The sequence below is a fragment of the Pseudomonas fluorescens NCIMB 11764 genome (assembly GCF_000293885.2).
Taxonomy (GTDB): Bacteria; Pseudomonadota; Gammaproteobacteria; order Pseudomonadales; family Pseudomonadaceae; genus Aquipseudomonas; species Aquipseudomonas fluorescens_B.
In genome coordinates, this window is the sequence record NZ_CP010945.1 from 3,306,680 (window position 1) to 3,331,576 (window position 24,897).

A 24,897-nucleotide genomic window follows, 5' to 3' on the forward strand; every position below is an offset into this window, starting at 1 on the left:
AACACCCATGACCGCCGCCAAAACCCGCATTCTAGAGCTGCGCGCTGAGCTGGATCAGCACAACTATCGCTACCACGTGATGGACGAGCCGAGCATTCCGGACGTCGAATACGACCGGTTGTTCCATGAGCTGAAGGCCCTTGAAGCGGCCAACCCCGACCTCGTCACCAGCGACTCGCCGACCCAGCGCGTCGGCAGCGCGGCGCTGTCGGCGTTCACTCAGGTGCGCCACGAAGTGCCGATGCTCAGCCTCGGCAACGCCTTCGAAGAAACCGACATGCGCGAGTTCGATCGTCGGGTGACCGAAGGCCTCGATCTGCCGGCTGGCGACCTGTTCGGTGGCGGTGCGGTGGAATACAGCTGCGAACCGAAACTCGATGGCCTGGCGGTCAGCCTGCTTTATCAGGACGGTGTGCTGGTGCGTGGCGCCACCCGCGGTGACGGCACCACCGGCGAAGACATCAGCGTCAATGTGCGCACCGTGCGCAACATCCCGCTCAAACTGCAAGGCAGCGGCTGGCCGGCGACCCTCGAAGTGCGCGGCGAAGTGTTCATGTCCAAAGCGGGTTTCGAACGGCTCAACGCAACGCAACTGGAAGTCGGCGGCAAGACCTTCGCCAACCCGCGCAACGCGGCGGCGGGCAGTTTGCGCCAGCTGGATTCGAAGATCACTGCCAACCGCCCGCTGGAGTTCTGTTGCTATGGCATCGGCCAGGTTTCGGCGGACATTGCCGACACGCACATCGGCAATCTGAAACAGCTTCAGGCGTGGGGCTTGCCCATCAGTCGCGAGTTGAAACTGGCGCACGGTATCGATGAGTGCCTGGATTACTACCGCGACATCGGTGAACGCCGCAACGGGCTGGCCTATGAAATCGACGGCGTGGTGTTCAAGGTCAACAGCATCGCCTCCCAGCGTGAGCTGGGTTTCCGCGCTCGCGAGCCGCGCTGGGCGATTGCCCACAAATTTCCGGCCATGGAAGAGCTCACCGAGTTGCTCGACGTCGAGTTCCAGGTCGGTCGTACTGGTGCGGTAACGCCCGTGGCGCGCTTGAAACCGGTCAAGGTGGCGGGTGTCACCGTGGCCAACGCGACGCTGCACAACATGGACGAAGTCGCGCGTCTGGGCCTGATGATCGGCGACACCGTGATCATCCGCCGTGCGGGCGATGTGATTCCGCAAGTGGTGCAAGTGGTCGTGGAGCGCCGTCCGGATGATGCGCGTCCGGTGCAGATTCCGCAGGAGTGCCCGGTGTGTGGGTCCCATGTCGAACGCACGCAGCTGGTCAAACGCAGCAAGGGGCGCGAGACCGTCAGTGAAGGCGCGGTGTATCGCTGTGTCGGGCGACTGGCCTGCGGTGCGCAGCTCAAGCAGGCAATCATTCACTTTGTTTCGCGTCGTGCGATGGACATTGAAGGGCTTGGCGATAAAAGCGTCGAGCAACTGGTCGATGAAGGCCTGGTGAGTTCTCCGGCCGATCTGTATGCCTTGAAGTTTGACGACATTGTCGATCTGGAAGGGTTTGCGGAGCTGTCGAGCAAGAAGCTGCTAAGCGCTATCGAAGACAGCAAGAAACCCAGCCTTGCGCGGTTTATCTACGCCCTCGGTATTCCCGATGTCGGTGAAGAGACGGCCAAGGTTCTGGCGCGCTCTCTCGGCTCGCTGGAGCGGGTTCAGCAAGCATTGCCGCACGTGCTCACGTACTTGCCGGATGTCGGCCTGGAAGTGGCTCACGAGATCCATAGCTTCTTTGAAGATGCGCATAACCAGCAGGTTATTGCGAAGTTGCTCAAGCATGGCCTGCAGATTCAGGATCAGGGCGAGCTGGGGGCCGAATTTTCCGCCAGCACGACGCTGGGCGGTTTCCTCGACAAGCTGAACATTCCGTCGGTCGGACCGGGCGGGGCGCAGAAACTGGCGGACAGATTCGGTTCGCTGGAAGGCGTGTTCGGCGCTGACTGGCTGGACATGCGTCAGACGCTGCCGGAGAAACAGGCCAATTCGGTCCGCGAGTTTTTTGCGGTTGCGGACAATCGGCAGATCGCTGAAGCCGCCGAAAAGCAGTTGCGTGATTTTGGCATGCACTGGCAGAGCGAGAAGAAAGTCGTCGAAGGACTGCCGCTGGCCGGGCAGACCTGGGTGCTGACCGGTTCGCTGGAATTGATGAGCCGTGACGTCGCCAAGGACAAACTCGAAAGCCTCGGCGCCAAGGTGGCCGGCTCGGTATCGGCCAAGACCCATTGCGTGGTGGCGGGGCCCGGGGCCGGCTCCAAGTTGGCCAAGGCCAATGAGCTGGGGTTGAAGGTGCTCGATGAAGAAGCGTTTGTCGATTTCCTGAAAACACACGGCATCCCGGTCTGACACAAAACCTGTGGCGAGGGGATTTATCCCCGTTCGGCGACGCAGTCGTCGCAAAACCGGTGCCCGCAATCTGTCTGTGATAATGCAATTGCCGGATTTGGGGCTGCTGTGCAGCCCAACGGGGATAAATCCCCTCGCCACAAAAGCAATGCACACCAGTGTGTTTATCGTGGGAACGATCTTCGCGCGGCAATGATCTAGTCTTGGCAAGCCCCAGGGAGAGATCGCCATGCACCGCTTCTTCGAACAGCTCAGCTCGCGCATTGCCGCCCCCTTCATCGGCGAGCGTTCGCGCAACAGCAAGGTCTGGCATTGCCGCTGTGGGCAGTCGCTGTTCTTTCGCAACAGCCAGTGCCTGGCCTGTTCAGCGGCATTGGGCTATCAGCCTGAACACAGTCGCTTGTCGTCGCTGCAACCCGGCTTGCACGCGGACACCTGGATTCTCGATGCCGATCCAGACGCCGGTGTGTTCCGCCGCTGCGCCAATCTCGATTCCCCTGCCGCGTGCAACTGGCTGTTGCCCGCCAACGACCATGATGCGTTATGTATCGCCTGTAGCCTGAATCGCACCATTCCTGATTTATCGATTCCTGAAAATCACGAACGCTGGCGCAAAGTCGAAACCGCCAAGCGTCGGCTGGTCGCGCAGTTGGTCAGCCTGGGGTTGCAGGTCATCCCCAAAACCGTGGACGAAGAGACCGGACTGGCCTTCGATTTCATGGGTGTCGATCTCGAAGGCAAACCGCCGACCACCGGTCATGCCAACGGCCTGATCACCCTTGATATCAAGGAAGCCGACGACGCCCACCGCGAGCAGGTCCGGGTGCAAATGCACGAACCCTATCGCACGCTGCTCGGGCACTTTCGTCATGAAGTCGGGCACTATTACTGGGATCGGCTGATCGCCAGCGGCCAGTGGCTGGAACCGTTTCGCAACCTGTTTGGTGATGAGCGCGCGAGTTACGCCGATGCCCTTGATCGCCATTACCAGCAAGGCGCGCCGCTCGACTGGCAGCAACAGTTCGTCAGCGCCTACGCCACCATGCATCCATGGGAAGACTGGGCAGAAACCTGGGCGCATTACCTGCACATGATGGACGCGGTGGACACGGCCCTGGGTTTCGGCATGAGCGCGCGGGACATGGATTTCGACTACCAGCCGTTCCCGCTCGACACGCTCTACGATCCGCAACATCCTGGCGGCGCGGCGTTCCTGTCCTTCGTCAATGCCTGGATCGAACTGGCCGGGATGCTCAACGAACTGTCGCGCAGCATGGGCCAGCCGGATTTCTATCCATTCGTCCTGCCGCTGGCGGTAATCGCCAAGTTGCACTTCATTCACCTGGTGATCCAGCAGGAGGGTGGCAGGGCGGATGAGGTGTTGGCGCAATAGGATTTTCAGGCGTACCGCATGTCCTTGAAGCCGTTCATATTTTTAATCCACTCGAACGGTTGTAACTTCGTCTCAGACAGGTACAATGGCGCGGTTCGCCGTCAGGTGAGCGTCGTTATGGTGACCCCATCGGTCCCCCCGCAACGATTACCCGTGAACCTGGTCAGATCCGGAAGGAAGCAGCCACAGCGGGAACATTGTGTGCCGGGGTGTGGCTGGTGGGGTTGCCTCCATAACGCCTCGCGAGCCTTCTCTCGCGTTATCCATCAAAAAAACCGTCTTGTCGCTCTGCCATGGATTTCATCCAGGGCGGATTTTCGTCGTTTGCGTTTTTGAAAAGCGGACGCAAAAAAAGGAGGCCGACCTGTCGAATCACGACAAGTCGGCCTCCTTTTTTCATTTCTGCCACTAAGGCTTGGACAAGGCCTGGTCAACCGCTGCAATCAGCTTTCCCAGATCCTTCGGGGTGGCCTTGTGTATGACTGCGAACAGGTACGCCCGCTGTTCGTCTTCGTCGCCCATATCTGCGAAAAAGGCTTTCAGCTTCACGTCCAGCACGTCGGCAAGCAGGAACAGAGCTTCCACGCTGGGAGTGTAGGTGCCGGTTTCGAAGCGGCTGATGGTTTTGGGGTCAAAACCGGTTTTTTCGCCGAGTTCAGCCTGAGTAAGCCCCGCGACCTTGCGGTAACGCCGGATGGCTGGACCCAAACTTGAAATTTGCATCGCTCAATTCCCATTTAGAATCAAGAACTTAACGATAGATTTTTGCATTAGACAACTGCATGATCCATCACCTTGCTTTGCAAAATGTGATGCATTTCGTAGAATCGCCGATCCAAAGGGGTATTCGGTGATCTGTTTTCGGAAGTTCGGCTGATATGGATGAGCCCGCATTGCGCTCCTGCGAGCGGTATGCGGAGCCGTGATGCGATCCTGAGGCCTTGCAAAATGTTACCGAAATCGTTGTTCCTGCCCTTTATCAGGGTCTTTGAGCCTAGTTGATCTTCGGCTGCCAATGGGCCATCAATCGCTGTAAATGGAGTGATCACGTGGCTCTGCGCAGGACGATTCAAAACATCTCTTCCGGGCATTGTGCGCTGGTCGAGCGGTACCACCGCTAGCGACAGTGAGCCTGACTCATGGATGAGAAATACCGCAGGGCCGTGGATGCCGCCGCCATTTTTTCCGAGACGGACCTGACCGGCCGGATTACCTACGTCAACGATCAGTTTTGCGCCGTATCCGGCTATAGCCGCGACGAACTGCTCGGGCAGAACCATCGCCTGCTCAACTCCGGTCTGCACTCCGCTGATTTTTTTGCCGGGATGTGGCGCACCATCGCGTTGGGCAATGTCTGGAAGGGCGAGATCTGCAATCGCGCCAAGGATGGCCGTCTGTATTGGGTTGAAAGCACGCTGGTGCCGGTGCTGGATGACGCCACCGGGCGGATTCACCGTTACCTGGCGATTCGCTTCGACATCAGCGAAAAACGCCAACTGTTGCATTCCTTGCAATGGCGAGTCGGCCATGACGTGCTGACCGGTCTGCCCAACCGCGCGTTTCTCTCGGATCTGCTGGATCAGGCGCTGGCTTTCTCCCGCGAGGAAAACATTCCGCTGGCGGTGTGCATGCTCGACCTCGACGGCTTCAAGGCGGTCAACGACGGCTACGGGCACGCCAGTGGCGATTTGCTGCTGGTGGAGGTGGCCAAGCGTTTGCGCGACATCGTTCGCAGCGAGGATGTAGTGGCGCGGCTCGCCGGTGACGAGTTCGTGCTGGTGTTGCGTTATGTGCGTGATGTGCCGGAGCTGCGTGCGGCGCTGAACCGCGTGCTGGGGGCGATTTCCGCACCGTACGCGCTGCAGGGCAAGGTCTTGAATGTCTATGCCAGCATCGGCGTCACCCTGTTTCCCCACGACAATGAAGATGCCGAAACCTTGCTGCGTCATGCCGATCAGGCCATGTACGTGGCCAAGCAGAGCGGGCGCAATCGCTTCCATTTGTTCGATGTGTTCCGGGATCAAGAGGTCAAGGCCACTCACCAGACCGTCGAACGGGTACGCCAGGCGCTGGCCGCCGGTGAGCTGCGCCTGTATTTCCAGCCCAAGGTCAATATGCGTCATGGTGTTGTCGTTGGCTTCGAGGCGCTGTTGCGCTGGGAGCACCCGCAAAACGGTACGGTGCCGGCCCGGGAGTTTCTGCCGCTGGTGGAGGAAACGGACCTGATCATCGATATTGGTGAATGGGTGATGGATCAGGTGTTGCTGCAGCTGGATCGCTGGCAGCAAGCGGGGCAGAGCTGGCCGATCAGCGTCCACATTGCCGCCCGGCATTTTCAGCGGGCCGATTTCGTCGATCGCCTCAGCCAGGTGCTCGCCCGGCATGCCCGGGTCGCGCCGCAGATGCTCGACCTGGAAATCGTCGAGTCGGTGGCCATCGAAAACATCCAGCATGTCAGCGCTTGTTTGCAGGCCTGTCAGGCCCTCGGGGTGCAGTTTTCATTGGGTGACTTTGGCACCGGGTATTCATCGCTGAGCTACCTCAAGCGCTTGCGCACCCAGACCATCAAGATCGACAAGTCGTTCATCCGCGACATTCTGCATGATCACGATGACCTGGCCCTGACCACGGCGGTCATTGGCCTGGCCCGGGCGTTTGGCCGGCAGGTGATCGCCGAGGGGCTGGAAAGCATTGAGCATGGTGAGCGGCTGTTGCAACTGGGGTGCGAGGTTGCCCAGGGCTATTTCATCGCCCGGCCGATGCCGGCAGCGGAGGTGCCGGAGTGGGTCGAAGGGTTTGTTGCGCCGCAGCAATGGCGGGGGGCTTGATCAAATCTCCCGACTTCGTTTGTCAGGCATGTGGGAGCGAGCGGTTTCAGGGTTTACCAACATAAAGCCGGATGATGTCATCGATTTCCCCGGACATTTTCATCCTCAGCAGGGTGCGCAGGATTCGCTGCACCGGCACTTTCGGATCGTTGCGCACGTAGCAACCGACACTCTGCTCCTGCAGCACCGCCACGCCTTGCAGTTGCCGCTCAGGCAGCAAGCGTTGATTGAACCAGTCCAGCGTCCACTGGTTACTCACGGCATAGCGATAGCGTCCGGCCAGAAGCTTTTCCAGCACTTGTTCCTGGTTGCGCGCGTCTTCGCGAAGCAGGTGGCTGGCGTCGAACAGCGGTTGCAGGGTCGGGTAGCTGTAACCGAGCACCGTACCGATGGTTTGTCGCGGCAAGTTTGCCGGAGTCACCGCGATCTGCGGTTGTCGCCGGCTGATCAGCACGTCGGGCTGGGTCCAGAGTGGAATGCTCCAGAGGTAGTTCCCTGACTGATTCGGCAGCCACGATTGCGCGGCATAGCAGCGGACATCGACCTCGCCGTGTTCCATTGCGCCTTGCACCCGCGCTCGGGGCAGTACGTGAAATTCGGCCGGAACGCCGACCTGGGTGGCGAGGCTGACCATCACGTCATGCAGGATGCCCTGGGTCGGCTGGCCGCGCTCCAGTTGCACCATCGGCATCGCCCAGCTATCAGGCACCACGAAGCGCAACGGCGTTTCGGCAGCCGCGACGTTCAGACTCATCAACAGCAGTGCCCCCAAGGCCAGCCGCATAAACGCTCCGGTACTGATGAAACCCGAGCCGATAAAAGCCCCAAAGTGCATCTTAGCCAGATTAGACGAGCGCGCCGGATGCAATTTTGGCCTTGCTCCGCTAGCATTAGCCGCTTGTGTTCCTTCGTGGCGACGGTTTTCGATGAGTTATCAGGTTCTTGCACGTAAATGGCGTCCGCGCTCGTTCCGCGAAATGGTCGGCCAGACCCATGTGCTCAAGGCTCTGATCAATGCCTTGGACAGCCAGCGGCTGCACCACGCCTACCTGTTTACCGGGACGCGCGGGGTCGGCAAGACCACCATCGCGCGGATCATCGCCAAATGCCTGAACTGTGAAACAGGTATCACTTCGACGCCCTGTGGCGAGTGCTCGGTGTGCCGTGAGATCGATGAAGGCCGCTTCGTCGACCTGATCGAGATCGACGCCGCGAGCCGGACCAAGGTCGAGGACACCCGTGAGCTGCTCGATAACGTGCAGTACGCCCCTAGCCGCGGGCGCTTCAAGGTCTACCTGATCGACGAAGTGCACATGCTTTCCAGCCATTCCTTCAATGCGCTGCTGAAAACCCTTGAAGAGCCGCCGCCCTACGTCAAATTCATTCTGGCGACGACTGACCCGCAGAAACTTCCTGCAACCATTCTTTCGCGGTGTCTGCAGTTCTCCCTGAAAAACATGACCCCGGAACGTGTGGTCGAGCATTTGACCCACGTGCTGGGCGTCGAGAACGTGCCGTTCGAAGACGACGCGCTGTGGCTGCTGGGCCGCGCCGCCGATGGCTCGATGCGCGACGCCATGAGCCTCACCGATCAGGCGATCGCCTTCGGTGAAGGCAAAGTCATGGCCGCCGACGTGCGGGCAATGCTCGGCACGCTTGATCACGGCCAGGTGTATGACGTTTTGCATGCGCTGATCGAAGGCGACGCCAAGGCGTTGCTCGAAGCCGTGCGTCATCTGGCCGAACAAGGCCCCGACTGGAATGGCGTGCTCTCGGAAATTCTTAACGTATTGCACCGTGTCGCCATCGCCCAGGCCTTGCCTGAAGGCGTCGACAACGGCCACGGCGACCGCGACCGAGTGTTGGCGCTGGCCCAGGCCTTGCCGGCCGAAGACGTGCAGTTCTACTACCAGATGGGCCTGATCGGCCGCCGCGACTTGCCGCTGGCGCCGGATCCGCGTGGTGGGTTTGAAATGGTCCTGCTGCGAATGCTGGCGTTCCGGCCCGCAGACACCGAAGACGCACCGAGGCAACCGCTAAAGCCAGTGGGGATCAGCCAGGCCACAGTTGATTCCGCAAACTCAGTGGCTGCCGCGCCGGTTGTTGCGGCGGTAGTCGCTGCGGCAGTTGCACCCGTCGCTGCGGCAGTTGCTCCAGCTCCAGCTCCCGCTCCCGCGCCGGTCGCGCCCGTTGTCGTGCCTGACCCGGTTATCGTGCCCGAGCCCGTCGCGGTTGAAGCCGTCGTCGATCTGCCATGGAACGACCCGGTGGAGCCCGAAGTCGTTCAGCAGCCAGCCGTCGAGCCGGTGCTGGAAACAGCCGGCGAACAACCCGAATTGGCCCCGATGCCGTTGCCGACGCCTGACAGCGTTGTGCCGGACGCGCCGGAGTGGGCCGCTGCGCCTATCCCCGAGCCGTCCGTGGCCGACGTCGACGCCGCTACCCCGGGCATCGACTCCGACGACGAGCCGCCGCTGGACGAGGATTACATCGAGCCGGACATGGATTCGGCTTACAGCTACCTCGATGAACTGGCGAGTGAACATACTGCCGAACCAGCACCGGAGCCCGAGCCTGAGCCAGCCGCCATGCCTGCTACCGGCCTGGCCCTGCAATGGCTGGAGCTGTTCCCGAAACTGCCGATTTCCGGCATGACCGGCAGCATCGCCGCCAACTGCACGCTGATCTCCGTGGAGGGCGACCATTGGCTGATGCACCTGGATCCGGCCCACAGCGCCTTGTTCAACGCGACGCAGCAGCGTCGTCTCAACGATGCGTTGAACCAGTTTCACGGGCGCACGCTGACCCTGAGCATGGAGCTGATCAAGCCCGAGCAGGAAACCCCGGCCCAGGCTGCGTCCCGGCGCCGCGCCAACCGCCAGCGCGAGGCCGAGGAGTCGATTCACGGTGATCCGTTCATCCAGCAAATGATGCAGCAGTTCGGTGCGGTGGTCCGTAACGATACTATTGAACCTGTCGAAGCCCTGGCCAGTCAGGGCTAATAACTGAAGGCGTCCGGCCGCAAGGGCCGGGGCGCTGTTTTTATCCAAGTACTTTTGAGGTGATTCCCATGATGAAAGGTGGCATGGCCGGCCTGATGAAGCAGGCGCAGCAGATGCAGGAAAAAATGGCCAAGATGCAGGAAGAACTGGCCAACGCCGAAGTCACCGGTAAAGCCGGTGGCGATATGGTCACTGTGGTGATGACCGGTCGTCACGACGTCAAGCGCGTGACCATCGATCCAAGCCTGGTCGAAGGCCTGAGCGAAGATGACAAGGAAATGCTGGAGGCCGTGTTCGCCGCCGCTGTCAACGACGCCGTGCGCAAGATCGAAGCCAACAGCCAGGACAAAATGTCCGGTATGACCGCTGGCATGCAATTGCCACCGGGCATGAAACTGCCATTCTGATTCGCCAGGGCGCGTAGGATGAGCTAAAAAATGCCAGGCATTGCGCCTGGCATTTTTGTTTCTGCCTGATTTTGTAAATCCCTGTGGCGAGGGAGCTTGCTCCTCGCGGACCGGTCCGCGCTCGGGCGCAGCAGTCCCTTTTTTGAGGTCGCTTCGCGACCTGGCGGGAGCAAGCTCCCTCGCCACAATGAAAAGCAGAAACATCGAACGCGACACCGCCACAAAGGTCTGCTCCCCTATACCGCCGAATTCATCGATCAAAGGAGACGCTCACATGCCTGAAGCATTGACCCTCAACCAACGTATCGTTCTGGCCTCGCGCCCGGTGGGTGCACCGACGCCAGAGAATTTCCGCCTGGAACGGGAAGCGCTGCCGGACCTGGCCGACGGTCAGGTATTGCTCAAGACCCTGTTTCTGTCACTGGACCCCTACATGCGAGGGCGCATGAGTGACGCTCCGTCCTACGCGGCGCCGGTGGAAATCGACGAGGTGATGACCGGCGGGGCTGTCAGCCGGGTCGAGCGTTCGCTGAATCCCAAGTTTCACGAAGGTGATCTGGTCGTTGGCGCTACCGGGTGGCAGAGCCACAGCATCAGCGACGGCCGCAACATCATTCCGGTGCCGTCCGGGCTGCCGAGCCCATCGATGGCGCTGGGTGTGCTCGGCATGCCGGGCATGACCGCGTACATGGGGTTGATGGACATCGGCCAGCCCAAATCCGGCGAAACCCTGGTGGTCGCTGCGGCGTCCGGTGCCGTGGGTTCGGTGGTCGGCCAGGTGGCGAAGATCAAGGGCCTGCGTGTGGTCGGTGTGGCGGGTGGCGCGGACAAGTGCCGTTATGTGGTGGATGAGTTGGGCTTCGATGCCTGCATCGATCACAAGAGCCCCGACTTCGCCAATGACCTGGCGCTGGCGTGTCCCCAGGGCGTCGACATCTATTACGAGAACGTCGGTGGCAAGGTATTCGACGCGGTGGTGCCGTTGCTCAACCCCAAGGCTCGCATTCCGCTCTGTGGTTTGATCGCGTCGTACAACGCCCACGAAGCCCCGACCGGCCCGGATCGCCTGCCGCAATTGCAGCGCACGTTGTTGACCAAGCGTGTGCGCATCCAGGGGTTCATCGTCTTTGATGACTACGGTGATCGCCAGCCGGAGTTTGTCAGCGCCATGGCGCCGTGGGTGCGCGACGGCAAGGTAAAATTCCGTGAAGACGTGGTCGATGGTCTTGAGAACGCACCCGAGGCGTTCATCGGTCTGCTGGAAGGACGCAACTTCGGCAAACTGGTGGTGCGGGTCGCGCAGGACTGAATAATTGACGCTCATACGAGGCGCGGGTATAAACCGCGTCTCGTTGTTTTGTCGGACGTTTCCCCATGAGCTTCAGCCCTTTGATTCGCCAACTGATCGATGCCCTGCGAATTTTGCCAGGTGTCGGTCAGAAAACTGCCCAGCGCATGGCATTGCAACTGCTCGAACGTGATCGCAGCGGTGGCTCGCGCCTGGCGTCGGCGTTGAGCCAGGCCATGGAAGGCGTGGGGCACTGCCGTTTGTGCCGCACGCTGACCGAAGACGACCTGTGCCCGCAATGCGCCGATACCCGTCGCGACGACACCTTGCTGTGCGTGGTGGAAGGTCCGATGGACGTCTACGCGGTGGAGCAGACCGGTTTCCGGGGGCGCTACTTTGTCCTCAAGGGCCATCTGTCACCGCTTGACGGGCTCGGGCCGGAAGCCATCGGGATTCCGCAGTTGCTGGCACGTATAGAAGAGGCGGGCACGTTTACCGAAGTCATCCTGGCGACCAACCCGACGGTCGAAGGTGAAGCCACGGCGCACTACATCGCCCAGTTGCTCAACAATAAAGGCCTGATCGCCTCGCGCATTGCCCACGGCGTGCCGTTGGGTGGCGAACTGGAGCTGGTGGATGGCGGGACGTTGGCGCATTCGTTTGCCGGGCGTAAGCCGATAGCGCTGTAACCACATCAAAGTCAAAAGATCGCAGCCTTTGGCAGCGCCTGCAGAATTTTGTGTGCACCCTGTAGGCGCTGCCGAGGGCTGCGATCTTTTTCATGCTCCACCCATCTCCCTATTGAAAACCAAGCAAGCGCTCGGTTAACTTCGCTGGACCCCTCAGTGGAGTTCGCCGATGCCTGCCTTTCAGGAATACTTCGACCCCAGCCACCAATTGGTCCGTGACAGCGTCAGACGTTTCGTCGAGCGTGAGATTCTTCCAGACATCGACCAGTGGGAAGAGGCCGAGAGCTTTCCCCGCGAGCTTTACCTCAAGGCCGGTGCGGCAGGGATTCTGGGGATCGGTTACCCCGAAGCCCTGGGGGGCAGCCACGAAGGTGATCTGTTCGCCAAAATCGCCGCCAGCGAAGAGTTGATGCGCTGCGGCTCCGGTGGATTGGTCGCCGGGTTAGGCTCGCTGGACATCGGCTTGCCGCCGATCCTCAAATGGGCCAGGCCCGAGGTCCGGGATCGCGTCGTGCCGCCCGTGCTGGCCGGCGAAAAGATCAGCGCACTGGCTGTCACCGAGCCCAGCGGCGGCTCCGATGTGGCCAACCTGCAAACCCGCGCCGTGCGTGACGGTGACTGCTATCGGGTCAGCGGCAGCAAAACCTTTATCACCAGTGGCGTGCGCGCGGATTACTACACCGTCGCGGTGCGCACCGGCGAACCGGGTTTCGGCGGTATCAGCCTGCTGTTGATCGAGAAGGGCACACCGGGTTTCACCGTCGGCCGCCAATTGAAGAAAATGGGCTGGTGGGCGTCTGACACGGCCGAGCTGTTCTTCGACGATTGCCGCGTACCTGCAGGCAATCTGATCGGCGCCGAAAACATGGGCTTCGCCTGCATCATGGGCAACTTCCAGAGTGAACGCCTGGCTTTGGCGCTGATGGCCAACATGACCGCGCAGCTGGCGCTGGAGGAAAGCCTGAAGTGGGCGCGTCAGCGCGAAGCGTTCGGCAAACCCATCGGCAAATTTCAGGTGCTCAAGCATCGCCTTGCGGAAATGGCGACGGCGCTGGAAGTGTCACGGGAATTCACCTACCGGCAGGCGGCGAAAATGGCTGCCGGGCAGAGCGTGATCAAGGAAATTTCCATGGCCAAGAATTTTGCGACGGACACGGCGGATCGGATTACCACGGATGCGGTGCAAATTCTCGGTGGCCTGGGCTATATGCGCGAGAGTCTGGTGGAGCGGCTGTACCGCGATAATCGGATTCTTTCGATTGGCGGCGGGACGCGGGAAGTGATGAACGAGATCATCAGCAAGCAGATGGGGTTGTAGTTGGCGGTGTGGCGGCTGGCCTCATCGCGGGCTTGCCCGCGATGGGCGTCATTCCAGACTCGGCTTACTGATCGCTCAACGCAAACTGCGTCAGGCAGAAAGCAGGAATCCCCATGTCTTCCAGTCGCTGCGACCCACCCAGCTCCGGCAAATCAATGATCGCCGCCGCTTCATGCACCCGCGCACCCATACGCCGAATCAGGTTGGCCGCCGCAATCAGCGTGCCGCCGGTGGCGATCAAATCATCGAACATCACCATCGAATCGCCTTCGCAAAGACTGTCGGCGTGCACTTCAAGGAAGGCTTCGCCGTACTCGGTCGCATAGCCCTCGGCCAGCACGTCGGCCGGCAGTTTGCCTTGTTTGCGGAACAACACCAGCGGCTTGTTCAACTGATAGGCCAGCACCGAACCGATCAGGAAACCACGGGCATCCATGGCACCGATGTGGGTGAAGTCAGCCTCGACGTAACGGTGGGCAAAGCTGTCCATCACCAGGCGCAGGGCCGTGGGCGACTGGAACAGCGGGGTAATGTCGCGAAAGATGACACCCGGTTTCGGGAAGTCGATCACAGGGCGGATCAGGGATTTTATGTCGAAGGAGTCGAAGACCATCGTCGAGTTGTCCTGGCAGGCTGCAAACGTCGCAGTATACCGGCGGCTGAACCGTTTCGCTCAGCCGCCATCGTCGCAATCAACCTTCGATCGAGCCACCGGCCAGGGCGCAGAGCTGGATCGGGTCAAGGATATGGATTTCCTTGCCTTCGGCGGCGATCAGTTCGTTTTGCTGGAAGCGCGTGAACACCCGTGACACGGTTTCCACCGCCAGGCCCAGGTAGTTCCCGATTTCGTTGCGCGACATGCTCAGGCGGAACTGATTGGCCGAGAATCCGCGAGCGCGGAAGCGTGCCGACAGGTTCACCAGGAACGTGGCAATGCGCTCGTCGGCGGTTTTTTTCGACAGCAGTAACATCATTTGTTGATCGTCGCGGATTTCGCGGCTCATCACGCGCATCAGCTGACGGCGCAACTGCGGCAGTTGCAGCGCCAGTTCGTCGAGGCGTTCGAACGGAATTTCACAGACCGAGGTGGTTTCCAGTGCTTGCGCCGAGACCGGATGTTTTTCCGTGTCCATGCCCGACAGCCCGACCAGTTCGCTCGGCAAATGGAAGCCGGTGAGCTGTTCTTCACCGCCATCGCTGAGGCCGAACGTTTTCAGGGCGCCAGAGCGTACTGCATACACGGAATCGAAAACGTCGCCCTGACGGAACAGGAATTCGCCCTTTTTCAACGGGCGACCACGTTTAACGATCTCGTCCAGCGCATCCATGTCTTCCAGATTCAGAGAAAGTGGCAGGCAGAGGGGAGCCAGGCTGCAATCCTTGCAATGGGCCTGGTTATGAGCACGCAGCTTTACTGGCTCGGACATTTTCTTAAATCCTTGTGGGAAAACACACATAAGACGTAAGGGTAACTCACGGGAAGACAATCAGGCCAGCGCTGTGCCGTTTTGTCACAGCGCGGTGAGGGGCGATGAAGCGTTAGATCACTCGCGAAAACCGTTGGCGGTTCTGTTCCTCCAGGTAGGCATCGAACACCATGCACACCGAACGCACCAGCAATCGTCCGGCGGGCAGTACGTTGATGCGGTCATTGTTCAATTCGATCAGCCCGTCTGCGGCCATGCCTTGCAACTGTGGCCACAGCTTGCCGAAGTAACCGCGAAAGTCGATGTTGAAGGCCTGCTCGATCTCGGTGAATTCCACGTTGAAACGGCAAATCAACTGTTGGATCACCGCCCGCCGGACACGGTCGTCGGCGTTGCACAGCAGGCCGCGGTTGGTCGCCAGTTGCGTGGAGGCCAAGGCGTTCTGGTACTGGTTGAGGTCGTTGCTGTTCTGGCAGTACAGGTCGCCGATCTGACTGATGGCCGAGACGCCCAGCCCGATCAAATCGCAATGACCGTGGGTGGTGTAGCCCTGGAAATTGCGTTGCAGGGTCGATTCTTCCTGGGCAATCGCCAGCTCATCGTCGGGCAGGGCGAAGTGGTCCATGCCGATATAGCGATAGCCGGCGGCGGTCAGTTGTTCGATGGTGCGCTGGAGCATCTCCAGTTTCTGCGCCGGCGTCGGTAGCTCGTCACTGTTGATTCGCCGTTGCGGCATGAAGCGCTCCGGCAAGTGCGCATAGTTGAACACCGACAACCGGTCCGGTTGCAGGTTGATCACTTCTTCGACGGTGCGGGCGAAATTGTCGGGGGTCTGTCTGGGCAGGCCATAGATCAGGTCAATGTTGATCGAACGGAATTGCAGGGTCCGTGCGGCATCGATCACCGCCCGTGTTTCTTCCAGGCTTTGCAGACGATTCACCGCTCGTTGCACGGCCGGGTCGAGATCCTGCAAACCGATGCTGACGCGATTGAAACCCAGTTCACGGAGCAGGCCCATGGTCGACCAGTCGGCTTCGCGCGGGTCAATCTCGATGCCGTAGTCGCCGGTGTCGTCGTCCAGCAGATTGAAGCTTTTGCGCAACTGGGCCATCAGCTGGCGCAATTCGTCATGGCTGAGAAAGGTCGGCGTGCCGCCGCCGAAGTGCAGTTGTTCGACCTTTTGCGCCGGGTCGAGGTGGCAGGCGATCAGCTGGATTTCCTGCTCCAGGCGTTGCAGGTAGGGCAGGGCTCGGCCGCGATCCTTGGTGATGACTTTGTTGCAGGCGCAGTAGTAACAAATGTTCGCGCAGAACGGCACGTGCACATACAGCGACAACGGGCGCAGGGCCTTGCGGCTTTCCCGCAACGCATGGAGCAGGTCGAAGGAGCCGATATGACCATCGAACTGCGCGGCGGTCGGGTAGGAGGTGTAGCGCGGTCCCGCCAGGTCATAGCGGCGGATCAGATCGGTATCCCAACGAATGGCGTCGAGCATCATGCGGGCATTCCCCCGGATAGGCTGGCAGTGTCGGCAAGTCTATGGGAGGCGGCGTTGGGGCATCTTGATTTGCATCAACGGCGATGGGGGGCGGTGGTTGGTTTTTGTGGCGAGGGAGCTTGCTCCCGCTGGACTGCGCAGCAGTCCTTTTTTTTTGGGGCCGCTTCGCGCCCCAGCGGGAGCAAGCTCCCTCGCCACGGTTCAGTGCCCCATGAGCCAATGTTGATGCGGCCCAGGCAAGGTCCAGATGCCGAACAGCATGACCAGCAGTCCTCCGGTCATGCGCACGCTGCGTTTGCGCAACAGCGCCGTAACGCGCTCGGCCGCCAGCCCCGTCGCGAGCAACACCGGCCAGGTGCCAAGGCCGAACGCGAGCATCAGCAATGCACTGTCCAGCGCATTACCCTGGCTCGCTGACCACAGCAACGTACTGTAAACCAGCCCGCAGGGCAGCCAGCCCCAGAGCGCGCCGAGCAACAAGGCGCGGGGCACGCTCGACACCGGCAGTAGTTTGTTCGCGACAGGCTGGATATGCCGCCACAGACCGCGCCCGAGGCTTTCGATGCGGGTCAGTCCGCTCCACCAGCCGGCAAGATAAAGCCCCATCGCAATCAGCAGCAATCCGGCGAGGATGCGCATGAACATCGCTGCCGGGCTGTTCGCCACCGCCCAACCCGCCAGGCCGATCAGCAGGCCGGCAGTGGCGTAGCTGAGAATTCGCCCGAGGTTGTAGGCCAGCAGCAATCGAAAGCGTCGGCTGCGTTGTTCCTTGGGAATCGCCAGGGTCAACGCGCCCATCAAGCCGCCGCACATACCCAGGCAATGGCCGCCGCCGAGCAGGCCGAGGATCACCGCAGACACCAGCAGTGGCGCCAACTCAAACATGCGGGGGCGCCTTGTCGTCCGGTTTGACCGGGTGGCCGCTGGCCTCATCGACCGCCGCGGTGTGATTCGGGTCCTGGTCGTCGAACAGGATGCTGTGGGCGGGGCCGTCGAGGTCATCGTACTGACCGCTGTCGACCGCCCAGAAGAAAATGTAGACCGCGATGGCCACGATCAGCAGCGCGGCCGGGATCATCACGTAGAGAGCTGGCATGGGAAGGCTCCATGCCCGCGCGGCTCAGGCCGGCAGCGGGCGGGTTTCTGGCGTGGCGCTGGCGGCCGGCGTGCTCGGCAGGCGAGTCAGGCGCAGGGCGTTCAGCACCACGGTCAACGAACTGATCGACATGCCGACCGCGGCCCACACCGGCGTGATCCAGCCGAGGGCGGCGAACGGCAACATGAGGCCATTGTACAGGCCGGCCCACAGCAGGTTCTCGATGATAACCCGACGGGTACGCCGGGCGAGGCTGAAGGCCTGCACCAGCGCGTCGAGGCGGTTGGACAACAGCACGGCGTCGGCACTGGTTTTCGCCAGATCGGTGGCCGAACCCATGGCGACGCTGATGTCGGCGGCGGCCAGTACCGGCACATCGTTGACCCCGTCACCGAGCATCAACACCTTGCGACCTTCCTTGTGCAGCTGCTGCAGGACCTGCAATTTGTCGTCCGGGCGCAAACCGCCGCGGGCCTCGTCGATGCCCAGTTCCGCGGCGACGCTGGCGACCATGGGCGAGGTGTCGCCCGACAGCAGCAGTGTCCGCCAGCCGCGCGCCTTGCAGGCGTCCAGTAACGCCGGCGCATCGGCGCGCAAACGGTCATCGAGGACGAACCACGCCAGTGGTCCCTGACCGTCGCCGAGCAGCAGCCACTGACCGGCCTCATCGGGCATCAGCGGTACGGCGGCGTTGCTGAGTGCACAGACAAAACCCGGTTGGCCGATGCGCAGGCGCTGCTCGCCGACCACGCCTTCCAGGCCCAGCCCCGGTGTGCTGTGGACTTCCTCGGCGGCCAGCGGCGCGCGGCCGAATGCCCGGGCGATCGGGTGCTCGGATCGGTTCTCGAGGGCGGCGGCCAGGCTCAGGCATCGATCGCTGTCGAGTGCACCGAGGGGGCGGATCGAACGCAGCGTCAGGCGCCCTTCGGTGAGTGTGCCGGTCTTGTCGAAAATCACCGTGTCGATCTGGTTCAGGCCTTCGAGCACATGGCCGCGCGTCAACAAAAGCCCCAGCTTGTGCAGCGTGCCGGTGGCGGCGGTGAGGGCGGTCGGCGTGGCGAGGGACAAGGCGCACGGGCAGGTCGCGACGAGCATCGCCAGGACAATCCAGAAGGCTCGCGAGGAATCCAGTTCCCACCAAAGCAGGCCAATGCAGGCAGATGCGATGAGCGTCAGCAGCAGGAACCATTGCGCGGCGCGGTCGGCGATCTCTGCCAGGCGAGGTTTCTCGGCCTGAGCGCGGTCCAGCAGGCGGACGATGGCGGACAGCCGGGTGTCCTGGCCAAGGGCGAGGACTTCTACGGTCAGCGCGCCTTCGACGTTCAGGGTGCCAGCGGTAACGGCATCGCCGAGGGTTCTCGGTTGCGGCAGGTATTCGCCGGTCAACAGCGACTCGTCGATGCTTGACTGGCCGTCGAGGATCTTGCCGTCGGCCGGGAGGATCGCCCCGGGATGCACCAGCACGTGGTCGCCGACATGCAGTTCGCTGAGCAGGATGCGCTCGCTCTGGCCGTCGGCACTTAGCCGCAGGCATGAGGCGGGCAGCAGATTGACGAGTTGTGCCGTGGCGGCGGCGGTGCGCTCCCGGGCGCGCCGCTCCAGATAACGCCCGGCGAGCAGGAACAGCGCAAACATGCCGACGGCATCGAAATACAGCTCGCCGACCCCGGTGATCGACGTCCAGATCCCGGCGACATAGGCGCTGCCAATCGCCAGCGACACCGAGACGTCCATGGTCAGGTGGCGGGTGCGTAAATCGCGCATCGCGCCTTTGAAGAACGGCGCACAGCTGTAGAACACGATCGGCGTGGTGAGGAACAGTGCGACCCAGCGCAGGATCGTGTGCAGCTCGGGGCTGAGGTCGATGTTGAATTCCGGCCAGGTGGCCATGGTCGCCATCATCGCCTGGAACCACAGCAGCCCGGCGACCCCGAGTTGGCGCAGGGCCAGACGGTTTTCGCTGGCCAGTTGTTCGCTGGCGCGGTCGGCCTGATAGGGGTGTGCGGCGTAGCCGATGTGCCGCAGTTCGCTGAGCACCTGGCTCAGGGGCAATTGCGCATCGGCCCAGCGCACGTGCAGGCGATGGTTGGACAGGTTCAGCCGCGCTTCCGCCACCGCCGGCAAGCCGCGCAGGTGCTTCTCGATCAGCCAGCCGCATGCCGCGCAGCTGATGCCTTCCATCAACAGGGTGGTTTCGGCGAGCTCGCCGTCGTGGCGCACGAACGGCTTTTGCACGTCGGCGCGGTCGTACAGCGCCAGCTCGTCCACCAACTGTACCGGCAACGCTTCGGGGTTGGCCGAGGCTTCGCTGCGATGCTGGTAATAGCTTTCCAGCCCACCCGCGACAATCGCTTCGGCCACGGCCTGGCAACCCGGGCAGCAGAATTCGCGGGTTTCTCCGAGGACGACAGCGGTGAAGCGGCTGCCGGCCGGGACGGGCAGGGCGCAGTGGTAGCAGGGGAGTGGCGTGGTCATGTGTGTTGCCATGAAAACCATTGTGGCGAGGGAGCTTGCTCCCGCTCGGCTGCGTAGCAGTCGCAAGTCGGCGCACTCGCTAAGACTGAAAGGACCGGTTTGCAGGTTTTGGGGGCGCTTCGCCCCCCAGCGGGAGCAAGCTCCCTCGCCACATTTGATCGCATTCGCACATTTATTTCTTCAGGTCTTCAGCGCCTTGCAGCGGTTCGTCGCCCAGCAGCAGTTCCTTGTCATGGCTGACCAGTTCTTCTTCGAACATACGCCAGATGTGGTCGTCCTGAGTGCCCAGCAGTTCCACGAAGCGGCGGCCATCGACCTTGTCGCTCAACTGGCCGATGTAGCGGCCCTGTCCGGTTTCACTGCGGGTGAGGGTGATCTTGCGATCCTTCTCCGGCTGGGTCGGCGAGATCAGGTTCAGCTCCAGGGTTTTCGGCTGGCTGTTGCCGCTCAGGCGCAGATCGACTTCGCCGGTCACGTCATCCAGGTGCACGCTCGCGCGCAGGAGCAGGGTCTGTGCCAGCAGCTCGCGGTCGAGGGAGCGGTTGATGCCTTTGCCGGCCTCGTAGTAGTTGTCGTTGACCAGGTTGTCCGGGTTGTTCACCGCGATCGTTACCATGGACAAGGTCAGCGTCACCGAACAGGCGAGGATGGCGATGATGATCCACGGCCAAAGGTGCTTGTACCAGGGACTTGCGGCGTTTGCTGCGGGCATGATCACTTCTCTCAACGAATTTGTGGGCCGATGAAACGGCTCTTGGCTTCAACGTGGATACTTTCGTCATCGGCGTCCTTGAGGATGAATTTCACCTCGTTGGTACTCGATGGCAGTTTTTCCGGGGCAATGGACAGTTCGACCGGCTGGCTGAAAATCTCGCCGGCGGCGACCTTGATCTCGCGTTTGCCTTGCAGCTTCAGGTCCGGCAGGCCGGCGGCTTCCAGCACGTAAGTGTGGTCGCGCTGATCCTTGTTCATGATTTTCAGGCTGTAGACGTTTTCGATCCGTCCTTCGGCGTTCTCGCGGTACAGCACGCGGTCTTTGCTGACGTCGAAACCCACCAGCGAACGCATGAAAAACGCGCCCGCCAGCAATCCCATCATGGCCAGCAACACCAGGGCATAGCCGATCAGGCGCGGGCGCAGTTTATGGGTTTTCTGTCCGGACAGGTTGTGCTCGGTGGTGTAGCTGATCAGGCCGCGCGGGTAATCCATCTTGTCCATGATGCTGTCGCAGGCATCGATGCACGCCGCACAGCCGATGCATTCGATTTGCAGGCCGTCACGGATGTCGATGCCGGTCGGGCAGACCTGGACGCACATGGTGCAATCGATGCAGTCACCCAGGCCCAGGGCCTTGTAGTCGACACCTTTCTTGCGCGGGCCACGGGCTTCACCGCGACGCGGATCGTAGGAGACGATCAGCGTGTCCTTGTCGAACATCACGCTCTGGAAGCGCGCATACGGGCACATGTAGATGCACACCTGCTCGCGCAACCAGCCGGCGTTACCGTAAGTGGCGAGGGTGAAGAAACCGACCCAGAAATATGACCAGCCATCGGCCGCGCCGGTGAAAAAGTCGATGGTCAGCTCGCGGATCGGCGAGAAATAACCGACGAAGGTCATGCCGGTGGCGAAGCCGATCAAAAGCCACATCGAGTGTTTGCTGAGTTTGCGCAGGAACTTGTTGGCGCTCATCGGCGCCTTGTCGAGCTTGATGCGCTGGTTGCGGTCGCCTTCGGTGACCTTTTCGCACCACATGAAAATCCACGTCCACACGCTCTGCGGGCAGGTATAGCCGCACCAGACGCGACCGGCGTACACGGTAATGAAAAACAGGCCGAAGGCGCTGACGATCAGAATGCCCGAGAGCAGGATGAAGTCCTGGGGCCAGAAAGTGGCGCCAAAAATAAAGAATTTGCGTTCTGGCAGGTTCCACCAGACGGCTTGATGGCCGCCCCAGTTCAACCACACCGTGCCGAAATACAACAGAAACAAAAAGGCTCCGCCCATCATCCGCAGGTTGCGGAACAGGCCGGTGAAGGCTCGGGTGTAGATCTTTTCTCGAGAGGCGTAGAGGTCGACGCTGTTGTTCGCGTTTTTGGCAGGCGGGGTAACGTCGTGTACCGGAATCTGATTGCTCATCGGTTGCATCCCACGGCAGTGGAAAAATGCCCCGGTCAGTGCATGCCGACCGCGGTCAAAAAGAGGTGTTGCAGTGGCGCAATGATACGCCTGTCGCTCTAGCTCAAGGGTGCGACCTTTGGTCGCGTTGGGGAAAATTTACGAATGGTGTAGCAAATGTAACAAAGCATGATGCAGGTCAATTGACTATAGACGAATCGTACTCTGCCTCGGTGAACACTACACACCCTGATGGATTGCAGCGCCGGCGCTGCAATCCATCAGCAAAACTCAGTCCTCTTCTAAAAGGAGATTGCCGCCCCCCAGCTTGTCCAGCCCGGTTCCGTGGGTTTTGGTCGATCAGCGCTGTTCGCGGTGTCTGCCGACCTTGCACGGCGCTTCAGTACAGTTGTTTCGCTAACAACTTCAGTCAGTGGCGGATCTTCACTCGGTCCGGCAGGGTTAACATTGCAGGAGTTTTGGGTGGTTGTTTTAGTGTTCATGTAATGACTTCCTTGTGTTGAATTAACTATAGCGTTTGCTCGTGTTGGTGTTTAAGCCAATCATCAAGTTGCAAGAAATTTATACTCTATTGAAGGGTGTTTTCCATTAAGTAAAGAATTCAAGATATAAGCGTGTCGTGGGTGGCGAGTTTTGTTGTGGGAAATGCTTTGTGTTTGTTTTGGTAGTTGCTTTTGTTTTGTATTTGATCGAAATTTTATGTGCTTTATTTAAATTCAATAGTGTTTAAGTGGAAATGGAATTCTATGAACATAAAAAAGTGTGCAAGATTACTTGCGTGCATGTGGACCCTGTCGCTGGCATCGCTCGCGCATTCATTTGAAGGTGCGCCGCGTCATATGGTCTTCGCTTCTGATCCACAGTATCCGTGGACGGATAAAACGGACAGAGGTGAAGCCGAATCAGCTACAGCGTTGGAGCAGCGCGCGAAATGGCTGGTGGAAACACAGTACGACAGTATTGCCGAGTTCAGGCGGCACGAGGGCGGGAGCACGGCGGTGCCCGTGATGATCAATGGCGATATGACCGCCTTCGGTCATGCAGGTGAGCGTTCCTATGTCCAGCAGACGCTGGATACCAAACTTCAAGGGGCTTATGACTACGGGCTGGGTAATCATGATTATCAAAATAACGTCAATGATTGTTTTCTGAATAATTGCGCCGCTGGAAGCATTGAGGATCTGAAGAAGCGCTATTGGGGAAAGGCCGGAAGTATGGATCTGGCGGCACGGGCTTCATGGCCGAGCACTATTTATTACGGCAGCCTTGCGTACTCCAAGGATTATGGCGATGTGCACCTGGTGCAGTTACATAACGAGCCGACGTACTCGGTGAAATTCTCTTCAGGCACTTTTGTCCGCCCGACGGTTTTTGAAATTACCCCGGCACTTGATTGGCTTGAGCGCGACCTTCAGCAGGCACGCGCGCAGGGGAAAATCATTCTCCTGAACATGCATAAACCCAATGATTTCATGGGCGACTGGAGTCAAGAAAAACGGTTCAGGGAGATGATCGATAAATATGAAGTGACTGCAATGTTCGCCGGTCATCTTCATGGGAGTGGCGGCTCCATGTGGTACACGGGCAGTGTGCCGGGTTTCATCAGCGGCAGTGCATCCCAGCAGACTTATCTGATCGCCAGTTTTTCCGGGGATCGTAAAAACCTGCACGTCTATGCGGTCGACAACAACCAGTGGCAGAAACGTGAGCTGATAGCGACAGTGCCGGTGGCATCAACGTAGGCCAGTCGCCCATAAAAAAGGCCCCGCCAGATCACTGGCGGGGCCTTTTTTGCATCAGGCGTTTGCCTTACTGAGCATCTTCCGCCGGAGCTTTCTCACCGTGAGACAAGCTGTAGACGTAAGCGGCCAGCAGGTGAACCTTGTCATTGCCTTGCAGCTGTTCCTGCGCAGGCATCTGGCCCTGACGGCCGTAACGGATGGTCTGCTGCAGTTGAGCGAAGCTCGAACCGTAGATGAACGCCGCCGGGTGGGTCAGGTCAGGTGCGCCCATTGCTGGCGTACCTTTGCCGGCCGGACCGTGGCACGCCACGCAGTTGGCAGCGAACAGTTTCTGACCGGCAACCGGGTCGGCCTTGGTGCCTTCCGGCAGCTTGCGGCCATCGAGGTTGGTCAGGACGAACGCAGCAACGTCCGCCACGCCTTGCTCGCCGATCACTTCAGCCCACGCCGGCATGACCGCATGACGGCCACCCATGATGGTGGTCTTGATGGTTTCCGCTTCACCGCCCCAGCGCCAGTCGGCGTCGGTCAGGTTCGGGAAGCCGTAGGCGCCCTTGGCGTCGGAGCCGTGGCAGACCGAGCAGTTGGAGGCGAACAAACGGCCACCCATCTTCAGGGCTTGCGGGTCCTTGGCGACTTCCTCGATTGGCATGGAAGCGAATTTGGCGAAGATCGGACCGAACTTGGCGTCCGACTTGGCCATTTCCTTTTCCCACTCGTGAACGCCGGTCCAGCCGGTCTGGCCATTGGCGAACGCGGTCTGCTTCTCGTTATCGAGGTAGTTGTAACCTGGCAGCAGGCCTTTCCAGTTGCCCAGGCCCGGGTACAGCACCAGGTAGCCCAGGGCGAAAATGATGGTGCCCACGAACAGCATGAACCACCATTTCGGCAGCGGGTTGTCGTACTCCTCGATCCCGTCGAAGGAGTGGCCAACCGTTTCTTCTGTTTGCTCGGCGCGCTGGCCCTTGCGGGTGGACAGCAGCAGCCAGGTCAAGGCGAAGATGGTGCCGAGACTGAGGACTGTGACGTACAGACTCCAGAACGTAGTCATTCTTTGTTACTCCTAGAAGCTTGCTCGACGTGCTTGATGGCTTCGGGATCATCCGCGAAAGGCAGCAAGGTCGCGTCTTCAAACTCCGACTTGCGCTTGGGGCTGAACACCCACAACGCCAGACCGATGAAGGCCACCATCACGACAACGGTGCCCAGGCCACGAATCATCCCGATATCCAT

Annotated in this window: 21 protein-coding genes and 1 other RNA gene; 10 read left to right on the plus strand and 12 right to left on the minus strand. The window is 60.5% G+C overall.

Features of this window, described 5'->3' with window-relative positions:
* Nucleotides 1–7: 7 nt before the first annotated feature.
* The 3 genes from ligA (at nucleotide 8) to ffs (ending at nucleotide 3,979) form a co-directional block, all read left to right on the plus strand.
* Nucleotides 8–2,362, plus strand: coding sequence for an NAD-dependent DNA ligase LigA (ligA, locus tag B723_RS15185; protein WP_017337516.1), 2,355 nt, complete (start codon nucleotides 8–10; stop codon nucleotides 2,360–2,362).
* Between the two features lie 229 nt (nucleotides 2,363–2,591).
* A complete protein-coding gene (locus B723_RS15190) occupies nucleotides 2,592–3,755 on the plus strand; it encodes a zinc-binding metallopeptidase family protein (protein WP_017337517.1) in 1,164 nt (387 codons plus the stop codon).
* A gap of 127 nt (nucleotides 3,756–3,882) precedes the next feature.
* Nucleotides 3,883–3,979: signal recognition particle sRNA small type (gene ffs / locus B723_RS32255), an RNA gene on the plus strand.
* A gap of 184 nt (nucleotides 3,980–4,163) precedes the next feature.
* On the opposite strand, the gene B723_RS15195 is transcribed toward ffs, so the two are convergent.
* Nucleotides 4,164–4,478: a helix-turn-helix domain-containing protein gene (locus B723_RS15195; protein WP_017337518.1), complete on the minus strand. Its 315-nt coding sequence runs from the start codon at nucleotides 4,476–4,478 to the stop codon at nucleotides 4,164–4,166.
* 416 nt (nucleotides 4,479–4,894) lie between these two features.
* On the opposite strand from B723_RS15195, the gene B723_RS15200 reads away from it, so the two are divergent.
* Nucleotides 4,895–6,583, plus strand: a complete 1,689-nt coding sequence (locus B723_RS15200; RefSeq protein WP_017337519.1) for a putative bifunctional diguanylate cyclase/phosphodiesterase — start codon at nucleotides 4,895–4,897, stop codon at nucleotides 6,581–6,583.
* Between the two features lie 46 nt (nucleotides 6,584–6,629).
* Here the strand turns inward: B723_RS15200 and B723_RS15205 are convergent, their stop codons facing one another.
* Nucleotides 6,630–7,367, minus strand: a complete 738-nt coding sequence (locus tag B723_RS15205) for a substrate-binding periplasmic protein (protein WP_017337520.1) — start codon at nucleotides 7,365–7,367, stop codon at nucleotides 6,630–6,632.
* Nucleotides 7,368–7,509: 142 nt separating this feature from the next.
* Here B723_RS15205 and dnaX point away from each other — a divergent pair, with 142 nt between their 5' ends.
* The 5 genes from dnaX (at nucleotide 7,510) to B723_RS15230 (ending at nucleotide 13,287) form a co-directional block, all read left to right on the plus strand.
* Nucleotides 7,510–9,585, plus strand: coding sequence for a DNA polymerase III subunit gamma/tau (dnaX, locus tag B723_RS15210; protein WP_017337521.1), 2,076 nt, complete (start codon nucleotides 7,510–7,512; stop codon nucleotides 9,583–9,585).
* 68 nt (nucleotides 9,586–9,653) lie between these two features.
* The gene (locus B723_RS15215; RefSeq protein WP_008028561.1) at nucleotides 9,654–9,992 is read left to right on the plus strand and encodes a YbaB/EbfC family nucleoid-associated protein; all 339 of its coding nucleotides are present in this window, start codon (nucleotides 9,654–9,656) and stop codon (nucleotides 9,990–9,992) included.
* Nucleotides 9,993–10,266: 274 nt separating this feature from the next.
* Nucleotides 10,267–11,301, plus strand: coding sequence for an NADP-dependent oxidoreductase (locus B723_RS15220; protein WP_017337522.1), 1,035 nt, complete (start codon nucleotides 10,267–10,269; stop codon nucleotides 11,299–11,301).
* Between the two features lie 65 nt (nucleotides 11,302–11,366).
* On the plus strand, nucleotides 11,367–11,969 hold the full coding sequence (gene recR / locus B723_RS15225; protein WP_017337523.1) for a recombination mediator RecR: 603 nt from the start codon (nucleotides 11,367–11,369) through the stop codon (nucleotides 11,967–11,969).
* A 169-nt stretch (nucleotides 11,970–12,138) separates the two neighbouring features.
* A complete protein-coding gene (locus tag B723_RS15230; protein ID WP_017337524.1) occupies nucleotides 12,139–13,287 on the plus strand; it encodes an acyl-CoA dehydrogenase family protein in 1,149 nt (382 codons plus the stop codon).
* A 64-nt stretch (nucleotides 13,288–13,351) separates the two neighbouring features.
* On the opposite strand, the gene B723_RS15235 is transcribed toward B723_RS15230, so the two are convergent.
* The 8 genes from B723_RS15235 to ccoG all read right to left on the minus strand — a co-directional run bounded on the left by B723_RS15235 (nucleotide 13,352) and on the right by ccoG (nucleotide 21,922).
* On the minus strand, nucleotides 13,352–13,900 hold the full coding sequence (locus B723_RS15235; RefSeq protein WP_017337525.1) for an adenine phosphoribosyltransferase: 549 nt from the start codon (nucleotides 13,898–13,900) through the stop codon (nucleotides 13,352–13,354).
* 79 nt (nucleotides 13,901–13,979) lie between these two features.
* A complete protein-coding gene (gene fnr / locus B723_RS15240; protein WP_017337526.1) occupies nucleotides 13,980–14,714 on the minus strand; it encodes a fumarate/nitrate reduction transcriptional regulator Fnr in 735 nt (244 codons plus the stop codon).
* A gap of 112 nt (nucleotides 14,715–14,826) precedes the next feature.
* Complete coding sequence (hemN, locus tag B723_RS15245) at nucleotides 14,827–16,209, minus strand: oxygen-independent coproporphyrinogen III oxidase (RefSeq protein WP_031318621.1); 1,383 nt, start codon at nucleotides 16,207–16,209, stop codon at nucleotides 14,827–14,829.
* Nucleotides 16,210–16,413: 204 nt separating this feature from the next.
* On the minus strand, nucleotides 16,414–17,097 hold the full coding sequence (locus B723_RS15250; protein WP_017337528.1) for a sulfite exporter TauE/SafE family protein: 684 nt from the start codon (nucleotides 17,095–17,097) through the stop codon (nucleotides 16,414–16,416).
* Entirely contained in the window at nucleotides 17,090–17,308 is a 219-nt protein-coding gene (gene ccoS, locus B723_RS15255; protein ID WP_017337529.1) for a cbb3-type cytochrome oxidase assembly protein CcoS, read from the minus strand. Before ccoS ends, B723_RS15250 begins: the two co-directional genes overlap by 8 nt.
* A gap of 24 nt (nucleotides 17,309–17,332) precedes the next feature.
* Nucleotides 17,333–19,783, minus strand: coding sequence for a heavy metal translocating P-type ATPase (locus tag B723_RS15260; RefSeq protein ID WP_017337530.1), 2,451 nt, complete (start codon nucleotides 19,781–19,783; stop codon nucleotides 17,333–17,335).
* Nucleotides 19,784–19,955: 172 nt separating this feature from the next.
* Nucleotides 19,956–20,495 carry a FixH family protein gene (locus tag B723_RS15265; RefSeq protein WP_017337531.1) on the minus strand — a complete coding sequence of 180 codons (540 nt, stop codon included), beginning with the start codon at nucleotides 20,493–20,495 and terminating at the stop codon, nucleotides 19,956–19,958.
* A gap of 11 nt (nucleotides 20,496–20,506) precedes the next feature.
* On the minus strand, nucleotides 20,507–21,922 hold the full coding sequence (gene ccoG, locus B723_RS15270) for a cytochrome c oxidase accessory protein CcoG (protein WP_017337532.1): 1,416 nt from the start codon (nucleotides 21,920–21,922) through the stop codon (nucleotides 20,507–20,509).
* 746 nt (nucleotides 21,923–22,668) lie between these two features.
* Here ccoG and B723_RS15275 point away from each other — a divergent pair.
* A complete protein-coding gene (locus B723_RS15275) occupies nucleotides 22,669–23,664 on the plus strand; it encodes a metallophosphoesterase family protein (RefSeq protein ID WP_031318623.1) in 996 nt (331 codons plus the stop codon).
* Nucleotides 23,665–23,731: 67 nt separating this feature from the next.
* Here the strand turns inward: B723_RS15275 and ccoP are convergent, their stop codons facing one another.
* Nucleotides 23,732–24,715: a cytochrome-c oxidase, cbb3-type subunit III gene (ccoP, locus tag B723_RS15280; protein ID WP_017337534.1), complete on the minus strand. Its 984-nt coding sequence runs from the start codon at nucleotides 24,713–24,715 to the stop codon at nucleotides 23,732–23,734.
* Nucleotides 24,712–24,897 carry a CcoQ/FixQ family Cbb3-type cytochrome c oxidase assembly chaperone gene (locus tag B723_RS15285; RefSeq protein WP_003175465.1) on the minus strand — a complete coding sequence of 62 codons (186 nt, stop codon included), beginning with the start codon at nucleotides 24,895–24,897 and terminating at the stop codon, nucleotides 24,712–24,714. The genes ccoP and B723_RS15285 overlap by 4 nt, the downstream gene beginning before the upstream one ends.